The 12,602-nt window shown below is 70.5% G+C and carries 13 protein-coding genes; 7 read left to right on the top strand and 6 right to left on the bottom strand.

What is annotated here, in order from left to right; translation table 11 throughout:
• Positions 1 to 4: 4 nt before the first annotated feature.
• Positions 5 to 565, bottom strand: a complete 561-nt coding sequence (gene efp, locus H6G99_RS13470; RefSeq protein ID WP_094587042.1) for an elongation factor P — start codon at positions 563 to 565, stop codon at positions 5 to 7.
• 111 nt (positions 566 to 676) lie between these two features.
• On the opposite strand from efp, the gene H6G99_RS13475 reads away from it, so the two are divergent.
• Positions 677 to 1,780: a peptidylprolyl isomerase gene (locus tag H6G99_RS13475; protein WP_190612001.1), complete on the top strand. Its 1,104-nt coding sequence runs from the start codon at positions 677 to 679 to the stop codon at positions 1,778 to 1,780.
• Positions 1,773 to 2,792 carry a thiamine-phosphate kinase gene (thiL, locus tag H6G99_RS13480; protein ID WP_190612003.1) on the top strand — a complete coding sequence of 340 codons (1,020 nt, stop codon included), beginning with the start codon at positions 1,773 to 1,775 and terminating at the stop codon, positions 2,790 to 2,792. The genes H6G99_RS13475 and thiL overlap by 8 nt, the downstream gene beginning before the upstream one ends.
• Positions 2,793 to 2,833: 41 nt before the next feature.
• Here thiL and H6G99_RS13485 read toward each other — a convergent pair whose 3' ends face one another.
• Positions 2,834 to 3,856: a type I glyceraldehyde-3-phosphate dehydrogenase gene (locus tag H6G99_RS13485; protein ID WP_190612004.1), complete on the bottom strand. Its 1,023-nt coding sequence runs from the start codon at positions 3,854 to 3,856 to the stop codon at positions 2,834 to 2,836.
• A gap of 181 nt (positions 3,857 to 4,037) precedes the next feature.
• On the opposite strand from H6G99_RS13485, the gene murC reads away from it, so the two are divergent.
• The 3 genes from murC to H6G99_RS13500 are packed head-to-tail and all read left to right on the top strand — an operon-like array spanning position 4,038 to position 6,756.
• Positions 4,038 to 5,489: a UDP-N-acetylmuramate--L-alanine ligase gene (gene murC / locus H6G99_RS13490; RefSeq protein ID WP_190612059.1), complete on the top strand. Its 1,452-nt coding sequence runs from the start codon at positions 4,038 to 4,040 to the stop codon at positions 5,487 to 5,489.
• A gap of 4 nt (positions 5,490 to 5,493) precedes the next feature.
• On the top strand, positions 5,494 to 6,387 hold the full coding sequence (gene murB / locus H6G99_RS13495; protein ID WP_190612006.1) for a UDP-N-acetylmuramate dehydrogenase: 894 nt from the start codon (positions 5,494 to 5,496) through the stop codon (positions 6,385 to 6,387).
• Between the two features lie 27 nt (positions 6,388 to 6,414).
• Positions 6,415 to 6,756 (top strand): YbaB/EbfC family nucleoid-associated protein, encoded by a 342-nt coding sequence (locus H6G99_RS13500; protein ID WP_094587050.1) that lies wholly within the window; start codon positions 6,415 to 6,417, stop codon positions 6,754 to 6,756.
• On the opposite strand, the gene rsgA is transcribed toward H6G99_RS13500, so the two are convergent.
• From rsgA to grpE, 4 genes are read right to left on the bottom strand one after another with little or no spacing between them, the layout of a single operon-like run.
• On the bottom strand, positions 6,713 to 7,822 hold the full coding sequence (gene rsgA / locus H6G99_RS13505; RefSeq protein ID WP_190612008.1) for a ribosome small subunit-dependent GTPase A: 1,110 nt from the start codon (positions 7,820 to 7,822) through the stop codon (positions 6,713 to 6,715). The genes H6G99_RS13500 and rsgA overlap by 44 nt on opposite strands.
• Positions 7,812 to 8,060, bottom strand: coding sequence for a sulfurtransferase TusA family protein (locus tag H6G99_RS13510; protein WP_190612010.1), 249 nt, complete (start codon positions 8,058 to 8,060; stop codon positions 7,812 to 7,814). Before H6G99_RS13510 ends, rsgA begins: the two co-directional genes overlap by 11 nt.
• A 5-nt stretch (positions 8,061 to 8,065) precedes the next feature.
• Positions 8,066 to 9,190, bottom strand: a complete 1,125-nt coding sequence (gene dnaJ, locus H6G99_RS13515; protein WP_094587056.1) for a molecular chaperone DnaJ — start codon at positions 9,188 to 9,190, stop codon at positions 8,066 to 8,068.
• The gene (gene grpE / locus H6G99_RS13520) at positions 9,190 to 9,918 is read right to left on the bottom strand and encodes a nucleotide exchange factor GrpE (protein WP_094587058.1); all 729 of its coding nucleotides are present in this window, start codon (positions 9,916 to 9,918) and stop codon (positions 9,190 to 9,192) included. Before grpE ends, dnaJ begins: the two co-directional genes overlap by 1 nt.
• 137 nt (positions 9,919 to 10,055) lie before the next feature.
• On the opposite strand from grpE, the gene H6G99_RS13525 reads away from it, so the two are divergent.
• Together H6G99_RS13525 and H6G99_RS13530 are read left to right on the top strand one after the other, a co-directional pair.
• Positions 10,056 to 11,513, top strand: a complete 1,458-nt coding sequence (locus H6G99_RS13525; RefSeq protein ID WP_190612011.1) for a GspE/PulE family protein — start codon at positions 10,056 to 10,058, stop codon at positions 11,511 to 11,513.
• Positions 11,514 to 11,518: 5 nt separating this feature from the next.
• Positions 11,519 to 12,598, top strand: a complete 1,080-nt coding sequence (locus H6G99_RS13530; RefSeq protein WP_094587082.1) for a type IV pilus twitching motility protein PilT — start codon at positions 11,519 to 11,521, stop codon at positions 12,596 to 12,598.
• Positions 12,599 to 12,602: the final 4 nt, after the last annotated feature.

The raw sequence follows: 12,602 nt of genomic DNA on the forward strand, positions 1-12,602 counted from the left end.
GCGATCAGGACTCCCGGCCCAGATAGCTGTCGGTGCGGGTGTCGACCTTGATCTTCTCGCCGATCGTGATGAACAGGGGCACCATCACCTGGGCGCCGGTCTCGACGATGGCCGGCTTGGTGCCGCCGGTGGCGGTGTCACCCTTGACGCCGGGGTCGGTCTGGGTGACCTCGAGCACCACCGAATTGGGCAGCTCCACCTCCAGGGGCTTGCCGTTCCAGGAGACGACGCTCACCTCCATGCCTTCCTTGAGGTACTTGCGGCCGTCACCGATCTGCTTGGCGGTCAGGCGGGTCTCCTCGTAGGAGGCCATGTCCATGAAGACGTAGTCATCACCTTCCATGTAGGTGTGCTGGAGGGTCGACTTCTCCAGCTGGGCCTGGGGCATGGTTTCCCCGGCGCGGAAGGTCTTCTCGACCACGTTGCCGCTCTGGACGCCCTTGAGCTTGGTGCGGACGAAGGCCGAGCCCTTGCCGGGCTTGACGTGAAGGAATTCGACGACGCGCCAGACCTGGCCATCCAGCTCAATCGTTGTGCCGGTACGAAAGTCGTTGCTGGAGATCATTCCGGCGGATCGGATCGGGGGATTGTACGTCTGGCTACAGGCCCACCCGCGGACGGCGGCGGCGGAGGCCCGGGCCGGTTGTGCCAAAGTCCAGGCAGTCACAGGGGAAGCATGGACCGGCGACGCAGGCGCATCGGGTTCACCACCACGCTGGCCGCCCGGCTGGGGGCCGCCCTGACCTTCGTGCTGACCCTGCTGCTGGCGGTCCCCGCCGCCTGGGCCTACCTGCCCCAGGGCAACGCCGTCAGCGACCCCACCGCCCTGCTGCGCAACGCCCTGCCGATCGAGCAGCGCGACCTGCAGGCGCTGCAGCACCGCCTCGAGGACACCAGCGACGACCTGCGGGCCAAACGCTGGAGCAGCCTGACCGGCTCCGTGCGCCGGGCCGAGTCCCAGCTCGGCGGCAGCCGGGAGCGGATCCTGGCCAGCTTCGATCCCGCCGACCGGCCCACCGCCGAAGCCCTGCTGGCCGACACGGATGTGCGCCTGCAGGATCTGGCGGCCGCCGGCGAGGCCCAGGACCGGGACCGGTTCCTGGCGGCCCGCCGGGAGGCCCTGGCCGACATCGGCCGCGCCGAAGCCCTGCTGGTGGGGCCCTTCCCGTTCACGATTCCCGCCGAGTTCGACGCCCTGCCCCGACTGCTGGGCCGGGCCACCGTGCGGCTGACCACCACCAAGGGTGACCTGACCGCCGTGGTGGACGGCTACAACGCCCCCCTCACCGCCGGCGCCTTCGTGGACCTGGTGCAGCGGGGCTTCTACGACGGCCTGCCCTTCAACCGCGCCGAGGACTTCTACGTGCTGCAGACCGGCGATCCCGTTGGCCCGGCGACGGGCTTTGTGGATCCGGTCAGCAAGCAGGAGCGCCAGGTGCCCCTGGAGATCATGGTGCCCGGCCAGGAGGCCCCCTTCTACAACCAGACCTTCGAGGATCTGGGGATGTTCAAGGCCGAACCGGTGCTGCCCTTCGCCAGCAAGGGCACCCTGGGATGGGCCCACTCCGATGAGGCCCTGGGGGACGGCTCCTCCCAGTTCTTCCTGTTCCTGTTCGAACCTGAGCTCACCCCGGCGGGCCTCAACCTGATCGACGGGCGCTACGCCGCCTTCGGCTATGTGGTGGACGGCTTCGACGTGCTCGAGGAGCTCACCGCCGATGACGGCATCGTCCGGGCGTCGGTGGTCGAGGGGGCCGACAACCTGCGCCCCCATGCCTGAGGGGCCCACCCTGGCGCAGCTGGGGGAAACGGAGCTGATCCGGCGCCTCGGCGCCTTCGCCCCCCGGGGGCAGTTCGACGATGACGCCGCCCTGCTCGGACCGGCCCTGCTGGGGGGCCCGCCGGCGGGCGATCCGCCCCTGGTGCTGAACACCGATGTGCTGGTGGAGGACGTCCACTTCAGCGAGGCGACGATGGGCGCCGGCGACGTGGGCTGGCGGGCGGCGGCGGCCAACCTCTCCGATCTGGCGGCCATGGGCTGCCTCGGCGCCGTGGGCATCACCGTGGCCCTGGTGGCCCCGGGTTACACCCCCTGGGCCTGGGTGGAGGGGGCCTACGGCGGCATGGCGGAACTGCTGGGGGCCCACGGGGGCGTGCTGCTCGGGGGCGACTGCAGCGGCGGTCGCCAGCGCCTGCTGGCCGTCACCGCCCTGGGCCGGCTGCCGCCGGGGGGCGGTGCGATCCGCCGCGGGGACGGCAGGCCGGGCGATGCGCTGGTCAGCACCGGCGCCCACGGGCTCAGTCGCCTGGGCCTGGCCCTGCTGCAGGGCGAGGTGCTGCCGGCCCTGTCGCCGGCCAGCCGGGAGCGGGCGATCCGTGCCCACCGCAGGCCCGTGCCCCGGTTCGATGCGGTGGCGGCCCTGGGCGCCTGCCGTCCTGCGGCCCTGGACTGGCGGGTGGCCGGCTGCGACAGCAGTGACGGCCTGGCGGCCGCGGCCTCCTGCCTGGCGGTGGCCAGCGGCTGCACGGCCCTGTTATCCCGGAGCGATCTGCCCCTGGCGGCGGAGCTTGCCGGCCGGGCCCAGGCGGAGGACTGGTGCCTCTGGGGCGGGGAGGACTTCGAGCTGGTGCTGGCCCTGGAGCCGGCCTGGGCAAAGGCCCTGCTGGAGCGACTCGCGGGGTCACGCCAGATCGGCCGGCTGGTGGAGCCGCAGGCCTGCGGGCCCCTGGGTTGGGCGGAGGGGGGAGGGCCTATCGCCCCCCCGACCGCCACCTTCCGACATTTCGGCTGAGGGATTCAGCCATCGGGCTCAGCTGAGGACGGGCAGCCGGGTCACTTCCAGTTGCGGGCCACCACTTCGGCCAGATCGACGACGCGCTGGCTGTAGCCCCACTCGTTGTCGTACCAGGAGATCACTTTCACCATGGTGCCGTCCATCACCAGGGTGAGGTCGGCATCCACGATCGTGGATTCATCGGTGCCGGCGTGGTCGGTGGAAACCAGGGGCAGATCGCAGTATTTGATGATGCCCTTCATGCCGTTTTCGGAAGCGGCCTTGAAGATGCTGTTCACCTCCTCCTTGGTGGTGGCGCGGCTCACCTCAAGCACCATGTCCACCACCGAGACATTGGGGGTGGGAACGCGCAGGGCGATGCCGTTGAGCTTGCCCTTCATCGGCGGGTACACCAAAGCCACGGCGGTGGCGGCACCGGTGCTGGTGGGCACGATGTTCACGGCGGCGGCGCGGGCGCGGCGCAGGTCGCGGTGGGAGGCATCGAGGATGCGCTGGTCACCGGTGTAGCTGTGGGTGGTGGTCATCATGCCCTTCACGATCCCGAGGGATTGGTCGAGCACCTTCACCAGCGGCGCCATGCAATTGGTGGTGCAGCTGGCATTGCTGATGATGTCGAAGTCTTCGTGGCGATATTGATCAGCGTTGACGCCCACCACGAAGGTGCCCACACCCTCGCCCTTGCCCGGGGCGGTGATCAAAACCTTCCTGGCACCGGCCTCGATGTGCTTGCCGGCGCCCTTCTGGTCAATGAACACACCGGTGGCCTCGATCACCAGATCCACGCCCCATTCCTTCCAGGGAAGGTTGAGGGGGTTGCGGTCGGAGAAGCACTTGATGTGCTTGCCGTTCACGACGATGGTGTCGTCGGTGTGGCTCACAACCGCATTGCGGATGTGGCCGAGCATCGTGTCGTACTGCAGCAGGTGAGCGTTGGTCTTCGGATCGGAGGTGTCGTTCAGGCCGACCACTTCGATGCCGGTGTTCTCACCGCGGCTCAGCCAGCAGCGCATGAAGTTCCGACCGATTCGGCCAAATCCATTGATCGCAACGCGCAAGGTCATGGCAGAAAGCGGTGGAACCCGCTAGCAAGGGGGGATTTTGGCTGCCGATCATACAGAAATGGGGTCCCGCTCTTTCCCGCAGCCACAGGCCCCGGATCAGACGGTCGGCAAAGCGCAGTATCCCGCAGAGGGGGGTGGGCCGATCTGCCGTTATTTTCGGCGAGGCCTGGAGTCCCCCTTGATCCCGAAGCTTGATCGCCGTCAGCCGCTCCATTTCATCGGGGCCGGGGGGATCGGCATGTCCGCCCTGGCTGGGATCCTGGCGGAGAGGGGCTTCCTGGTGAGCGGCTCCGACCCCCGTCCCAGTCCGGTGCTGGAGCGGCTGGGAGGCGCCGGCGTGCGGGTGTTCCAGGAGCAGACCGCCGCCACGATCACCGCGGTGCTCGCCGGCCTCGACGGGACGGTGGCGGATCCCCTGGTGGTGATCAGCTCGGCGGTGCCCGCCGCCAACGAGGAGCTGGCCGAGGCCCGGCGGCGCGGGCTGTCGATCGTGCACCGCTCCGACGTGCTGGCGGCCCTGATCAATGCCCAGCCCTCGATCGCGGTGGCCGGCAGCCACGGCAAGACCACCACAAGCACCCTGATCGCCACCCTCCTCGAGGCCGTCGGCGAGGACCCCACCGCCGTGATCGGGGGCATCGTGCCCGCCTTCGGCAGCAACGGCCGCCATGGCCAGGGCCGGCTGCTGGTGGCCGAGGCCGACGAGTCGGACGGCTCCCTGGTGAAGTTCCGGCCCCGGCTGGGGCTGCTCACCAACGTGGAGCTCGACCACACCGACCACTACCCGGACCTGGCCGCCCTGGTGGCCACCCTGCAGCGCTTCGCCGGCGGCTGCGCGACCCTGCTGGCCAACCGCGACTGCCCGGTGCTGCGCGAGCACTTCCAGGCCACCAGCTGGTGGTCGACCCGGAGCAGCGAAGGCGTCGACTTCGCCGCCATCCCCCTGGAGGAACGGGGCGACGGCACCCTGGCCACCTGGTACGAGCACGGGGAGGCGCTCGGCACCCTGGAGGTGCCCCTGCCCGGCCGCCACAACCTCAGCAACACCGTGGCCGCCATGGCGGCCTGCCGGCTCGAGGGCGTGCCCTTCGAGGACCTGCGCCGGGCGGTGGCGGGGCTCCGCCCCCCCGGACGCCGCTTCGACTGCCGCGGGCTCTGGCAGGACCGGGCGATCGTCGACGACTACGCCCACCATCCCAGCGAAGTGGCGGCCACGATCGCCATGGCCCGCCTGATGGTGGAAAGCGGCCGCAGCCCGCTGCCGCTGGTGCCCCGTCGGCTGGTGGCGGTGTTCCAGCCCCATCGCTACACCCGCACCGCCCAGTTCCTGGACGATTTCGCCGCCGCCCTGACCCAGGCCGACGCGGTGCTGCTGGCGCCCCTGTACGCGGCCGGCGAAGCCCCGATGGCGGGGATCTCCAGCCCGGCCCTGGCCGAGGCGGTCCGGGCCCTCGCTCCCGACCTGCCGGTGGCGGTGGCGGCCAGCATGGAGGCGCTGGCGGAGCTGGTGGCCAGCGGTACCGGCCCCGGCGACCTGGTGCTGGCGATGGGGGCCGGCGACGTCAACAGCCTCTGGGAGCGCCTGGGGGCCCTCGACGAACGGGGTCGCCCCACCGCGCCGCTGGTGGCCTGAGGGGATGGCGACGGCCTCGCCCAGCCAGCCCCGTGCCGCGGTCGCCCTGCGGGACTACACCACCTGGAAGGTGGGCGGGCCGGCCGCCTGGTTCGCCGAACCCGCCGACCAGGGGGAGCTGATCGCCCATGCCGCCTGGGCGGCGGCCTCGGGTCTCCCCTTCCGCTGCATCGGCGCGGGCTCCAATCTGCTGATCGCCGACGGCGGCCTCGACGGCCTCACCCTCTGCAACCGGCGGCTGCAGGGCAGCCGCCTGGACACGGGCGAGGGCTGGGTGGAGGCCGAGGCGGGCGAACCGATCCCCACCCTGGCCCGCAAGGCGGCCCGCAGCGGCCTGCGGGGGCTGGAGTGGGCCGTGGGCATCCCCGGCACGGTGGGAGGGGCGGTGGTGATGAACGCCGGCGCCCAGGGGGGCTGCACCGCCGAGTGGCTGGTGTCGGTGCGGGTGCTGGATCCCCGCCGGCCCGACGCCCCCTTCGAACTGGCCGCCAGCGATCTGGCCTTCGCCTACCGCCACAGCCGCCTGCAGGAGGAGCCGCTGCTGGTGCTCTCGGCCCGCTTCCGACTGGAGCCCGGCCACGATCCGGCGGTGGTCACCGCCCGCACCAGCGCCAACCTGCAGAGCCGCACCAGCACCCAGCCCTACCAGCAACCCAGCTGCGGCAGCGTGTTCCGCAATCCCGAACCGCTCAAGGCCGGCCAGCTGATCGAATCCCTCGGCCTCAAGGGACTCGCCATCGGCGATGCCCAGGTGTCCCCGATCCACGCCAATTTCATCGTCAACACCGGGGCCGCCACCGCCGCCGACATCGACGCCCTGATCCGGCTGGTGCAGCAGCGGGTGCTGGAGAGCCGCGGGGTGCGGCTGCACCCGGAGGTCCAACGGCTGGGGTTCTAGCCTGACCCCATACGACGACCCCCTGGCATGGCCGGCTTCGGACTTCCCAATTTCGGACAGCTGACCGAGGCCTTCCGCAAGGCCCAGCAGATTCAGCAGGACGCCCAGAAGCTCCAGGAGGAGCTCGACGCGATGGAACTGCAGGGCAGCGACCCCGAGGGCCGCGCCAGCGTCTGGCTCTCCGGCAATCAGCAGCCCCTGCGGGTCGAGCTGAGCCCCGAGCTGCTCGCCGAACCCGTCGAGACGGTCGAGGCGGCCGTGCTGGCGGCCCTCTGCAAGGCCTACGAGGTCTCCACCGGCACCATGCGCGAGCGCATGGAAACCCTCACCGGGGGTCTGGATCTGAATCTTCCCGGTCTGGGGAACTGAGGTCCCCCTCCAGCGCCGGCAGGTCCTGCTCCAGCCCCTGACGCCGGGTGCTGCGGGAGGAGCGGCGCAGCTGGGGGTCGAGCCGCGGTTCGAGCCGGTCGCCCCGCTGACGCAGGCCCCGCTCCCCCTGGCGCCCCTGGCCGCCACGGGAGCGGGCCGCGGCGGCCTCCACTTCCTCGAGGCAGCGGCCGTAGATCGCCTGGCGGTCCCAGCCGTCCCCCACGGCACAGCCGGGGTCGCCCAGGTGGCGGCAGTTGGCGAAACGGCAGGGGGTGGCCCGGAGGCGGGCCAGCAACTCCGGGAAGGCCGCCGCCAGGGTCTGGGGGTCGGCGGGCAGGGCGGGGGTATTGAAGCCGGGTGAATCGGCCACCAGGGCCCCTGGCGCCACGGAAAACAATTCGACATGCCGGGTCGTGTGGCGTCCCCGGCGCAGGCGCCCGGAGACGGCGGCGACGCGCAGCTCCAGGGCCGGGGCCAGGGCATTGAGCAGGCTGCTCTTGCCCACCCCGGAGGGGCCGCAGAGCACGGCGATGCCCGGCTCGGCCAGGTGGCCCCGCAGCGCCTCCAGACCCTCGCCGCTGCGGGTCGAAACCGCCACGGTGCCGTAGCCCCAGCCCTCCAGCCGCCGGCACCAGGCCCCCACCTCGGCCGCCGGCAGCAGGTCGGCCTTGCTGAGCACCACCTGCACCGGCTGGCCCGTGGCCTCGGCGGTGATCAGGAACCGGGTCAGCTGCAGGGGGTCGAGGCCGGGTTCGGCCACGGCCACCACCACCACCACCCGGCTCACGTTGGCGACCGCCGGCCGCTCCAGCAGGCTGTGGCGGGGTTCGAGACCCACCACCGCCCCCCGCCGGGCCCGCCAGTCGACCGCCGCCACCGTCACCCGGTCGCCGACGCACACCTGCAGGCCGCTCTTGTCGAGGCGGGTGCGGCGGGTGCAGAGCAGGCAGCCGTCTCTCCAGGGCTCGGAGCCGTCGGTGCCGGCCTCACAGGGGCCATCGAGGCTCACCAGGCAGTAGTTGGCCTGCAGGGCCACCACCCGACCCGGCAGCGGCTCAGCCCCCATCCCGTCGCACCAGCAGCCGCACCCCGTCCCCGGGGGCGAAGGGCGACGGGTCGACCCGCTGCACCGCATGACCCTCGTTCCGCAGACCCTCGCTCACCATCTGCTCCGGTTCCCCCCTGTCCAGATCGAGCTGGAGCCAGCTCCCCGGCGGCAGGGGCTCCAGGGCCAGACGGGCCCGGATGAAATTCACCGGGCAGGGCGTTCCCCGCAGATCAAGGGCCGCCGGCGAGCCGCCCATGGCGCTCAACCGAACAGGCCGCCGAACAGGCCGCTCTTGTGGTGGTGGCGCTGGCCCTTGCTGGTGTGGTGTCCGGCCAGCTGCTCGAGCAGTTGCCGCTCCTCCCCGTTGAGCTTGGTGGGCAGCTGCACCTTGATGGTGAACTGATGGTTGCCACGGGCCACCGGATTCCCGAGCCGGGGCACGCCCTTGCCCTGGAGGGTGATGACGGCCCCGGGCTGGGTGCCGGGGGGAATCTCCAGCGGCTCGTGGCCGTCGACGGTCTCGACCTCGATCGTGTCGCCCAGGATCGCCTGCAGGTAGTTGAGCGATACCTCGGAATGGATCGTCACCCCGTCGCGGCGCAGATGGGGGTGGGACTGGACGGTGAGGAAGACGTAGAGATCCCCAGCCGGCCCGCCCCGCTGGCCGGCGTTGCCCTCCTGGCCGACCCGCAGGCGGGTGCCGGTGTCGACGCCGGCGGGGATGTTGATGCGCAGCTTCTTGCGCACCTGCTGCAGGCCCTGGCCGCCGCAGGCGTTGCAGGGATCGGCGATCACCTGGCCGGTGCCGTCGCAGGTGGGGCAGGGCGCCACCTGGGTGAAATTGCCGAAGGGGGTGCGGGTGGCCCGACGCACCTGGCCGGCGCCGCCGCAGGTGCCACAGGTGGTGGGGCCGCTGCCCGCCTTGGCCCCGGAACCGCTGCAGGTGGTGCAGGTCTCGAGGTGGCGGATCTGGACATCCTTCTCGGCGCCGAAGACGGCCTCGCTGAAGCTGATGGTGAGATCCAGGCGCAGGTCGTCGCCCTGGCGGGGACCGCGACGGCGCGCCCCGGCCGCGGCGCCACCGCCGGCCCCGCCGAAACCGCTGAAGAAGGTCTCGAAGAGGTCGGCGAAACCGCCCATGTCGCCCATGTCGGGCATGCCGCCGCCGCCCCCCAGGCCGGCCTCACCGAACTGGTCGTAGCGGGCCCGGGTCTGGGGATCGCTGAGCACCTCGTAGGCCCGGCCGATCTCCTTGAAGCGCTCCTCCGCGGCCGGATCCTTGTTGACGTCCGGGTGGTACTGGCGGGCCAGACGCCGATAGGCCTTCTTGAGGCTGTCGGCATCCACGTCCCGGCTGACACCGAGCAGGTCGTAGTAATCGGCCATCAGTCGGACGTCCCCTCGCTGGGAGGCGCCGATGCGGCCGGGCCGGGACCCATCGACACCTTGACCAGGGCATGCCGCAGGACGCGGCCGTCGAGGTGGTAGCCCCGCTGCAGCTCCTCGATCACCACGTCCTCCGGATGCTCCTCACTGGGTTCCCGCAGCACGGCCTCGTGAAGCGAGGGATCGAAGGGTTCCCCCTCCACCCGCATCGGCGACACCCCGAGCTGCTTGAACACGTCGACCAGCTGTTTATAGAGGTTCTGATAACTGCGATGCAGGCTCTGGGCCTCCTCGCTCTGGGGGTTGAGCTGCTGCCGGGCCCGGTCGAAGTTGTCGACCACCGGCAGGATCTCCGTGAGGGTGGTGCAGGTGATGTGCAGGCGCTGATCCTCCTTGTCCCGGGTCTGGCGCTTGCGGAAGTTGTCGAAGTCGGCGGCGATGCGCATGTACTGGCCCTTGAGCGACTCGTTCTCGCTGCGCAGGGCCGCCAGCTCGGCCTCCAGCTGGCCAACGCGATCAGCGCCGGATGCAGCGGAGTCCGGAGTGGCGTCCGGGGCGGTGCCGGCGGTCTCCGGAGCTCCGGAAGCCTGGGCGGAGCCCGTGGGGTCGGTGCCGCCGTCGGGGTTCACCGGCAGGGTCTCGAGGAGCTCCTCCACCCGGGCCGCGTCGACCGCGCCCTCCCGGGGATCGATCCGTTCCTCATGGGGGGGAGTGATGTCGCCGGTCATGCGTTCTGGCAGGGATGTCAGATGCCGTTATGTTGAATGCCCAGGAGCCCCCTCCACAAGCGGTGGAAGCCCGCACCTCGGCCACGCTTCCAACACCCGGCTTCGCTTCCAAGCTTCGCTCCCGATCCTTCCCGTCGATGCCATCAGAAGGTCTCACCCAGCGCCCGCAGGTCACCGGTGCGGAGCACACCTCCCTCTTCCGGGATCTTGACCTGGGTCAGGCCGCCACCCCCCAGGGGCCGATCACGCCGGAAACCGAGGACCTCGAAGCCAGCAGCTCGGGCGAGGGGGTCTCACCGGTGATGAGCCTGGTGGACCGGATCCTGATCGAGTCGCTCACCAGCGGCGCCAGCGACATCCACGTGGAGCCCCAGGAGGACGGCCTGCTGGTCCGCTTCCGCCAGGACGGCGTGCTGCGCAGCATCGACAAGCTGCCCCGCACCCTGATCCCCGCGGTCACCTCCCGCTTCAAGATCATGGCCGACCTGGACATTGCCGAACGGCGGATGCCCCAGGACGGCCGGATCCGCCGCAACTTCCGCGGCCGCACCATGGACTTCCGGGTCAGCACCCTGCCAGGCCGCTACGGCGAGAAGGTGGTGCTGCGACTGCTCGACAGCGGCGCCACCCAGCTGGGCCTCGACACCCTGATCACCGACGAGGAAGCCAGGTCCACCCTGCGGGACATCGGCTCCAAGCCCTTCGGCATGATCCTGGTCACCGGCCCGACGGGCTCCGGCAAGTCGACCACGCTGTACGCCCTGCTCTCGGAGCGCAACGACCCCACGATCAACATCTCCACGGTGGAGGATCCGATCGAATACGCCCTCCCCGGCATCACCCAGACCCAGGTGAACCGCGAGAAGGGATTCGATTTCAGCTCCGCCCTGCGCGCCTTCATGCGGCAGGACCTGGACGTGCTGCTGGTGGGCGAGACCCGCGACCTGGAGACGGCCCGCACCGCCATCGAGGCGGCCCTGACGGGCCACCTGGTGCTGACCACCCTGCACTGCAACGACGCCGCCAGCGCCTTCGCCCGGCTCGACGCGATGGGGATGGAGCCCTTCCTGGTCAGCGCGTCGCTGCTGGGGGTGGTGTCCCAGCGCCTGCTGCGCCGCCTGTGCAGCGAATGCCGGATCCCCTACCACCCCAACCACAGCGAGCTGGCCCGGTTCGGCCTGGTGGCCTCCGACGAGACCGAGATCTCCTTCTACCGCGCCAACACGGTCCTGCCCGGCTCGGAGGGCTGCTGCAGCGCCTGCCAGGGGCGGGGCTACAAGGGCCGGGTGGGGGTCTACGAAATCCTGCGCATGAACGAGACCCTCTCCGCCGCCGTGGCCAAGCGGGCGACGACCGAGGAGCTGCGGCGCCTGGCCCTGGAGAGCGGCATGAAGACCCTGCTCGGCTACGGCCTCGATCTGGTGCGGGAGGGCCTCACCACCCTGGAGGAGGTGGAGCGCATGCTGCTCACCGACACGGGCCTGGAATCGGAGCGGCGCGCCCGGGCCCTGAGCACCCTCACCTGCCGCAGCTGCGGGGCCGGCCTTGAGGACGAATGGTTGGAATGTCCCTACTGTCTGTGCGTTCGGAGCTGAGCAGGATAGATCTCCTCATCGAAGACCTGATGCAGGAACTGGTCAAGGCCGGTGGCAGCGACCTGCACCTGTCCGCGGGCAATCCCCCCTACGGCCGTTTCAGCGGCCAGTTGCGGCCGATCATCCAGGACACCCAGCTCACCGAGGAGAGCTGCAACCGTCTGATCTTCTCCCTGCTCAACAACGCCCAGCGCAAGAACCTGGAGCAGAACTGGGAACTGGATTGCTCCTACGGCCTCAAGGGCGTGGCCCGGTTCCGGATCAACGTCTACCGCCAGCGGGGCACCTACGCGGCCTGCCTGCGGGCGCTCGGCAACTCCATCCCCAGCCTCGAGAAACTCGGCCTGCCCCCGATCGTCGAGGAGATCAGCAGCAAGCCCAAGGGTCTGGTCCTGGTCACCGGACCGACGGGCTCCGGCAAGACCACCACCCTGGCCGCGCTGATCGAGCACATCAACGCCACCCGTTCGGAGCACATTCTCACCATCGAGGATCCGATCGAGTTCACCTACAGGAACGACAAGTCGATCATTCACCAGCGGGAACTCAATGAAGACACCCGCAGCTTCTCCAACGCCCTGCGGGCAGCCCTGCGGGAAGATCCCGATGTGATCCTGGTGGGGGAACTGCGCGACCTGGAGACGATCCAGCTGGCGATCACCGCCGCTGAGACGGGCCACCTCGTCTTCGGCACCCTGCACACCAGCTCCGCCGGCCAGACCGTCGACCGGATGGTGGATGTGTTCCCGGCCGGCCAGCAGACCCAGATCCGGGTGCAGCTGAGCGGCAGTCTGCTGGCGGTCTTCTCCCAGACCCTCTGCAAGAGCGCCGAACCCACCGGCAACGGGGCCTTCGGCCGGGTGATGGCCCAGGAGATCATGATCAACACCCCCGCCATCGCCAACCTGATCCGGGAAGGCAAGAGCTCCCAGCTCTATTCCCAGATCCAGACCGGCGCCAGCCAGGGCATGCAGACCCTCGAGCGGGCACTCGCCAACCTGGTGGAGGAGGGCAGGGTCACCCGTGAGGAGGCGCTGCTGAAGACCACCAAGCCTGAAGAGCTCGTCCGACTGCTCGATCGCTGAGGAA

This window comes from Synechococcus sp. FACHB-909, from assembly GCF_014698945.1.
GTDB lineage: Bacteria > Cyanobacteriota > Cyanobacteriia > PCC-6307 > Cyanobiaceae > Cyanobium.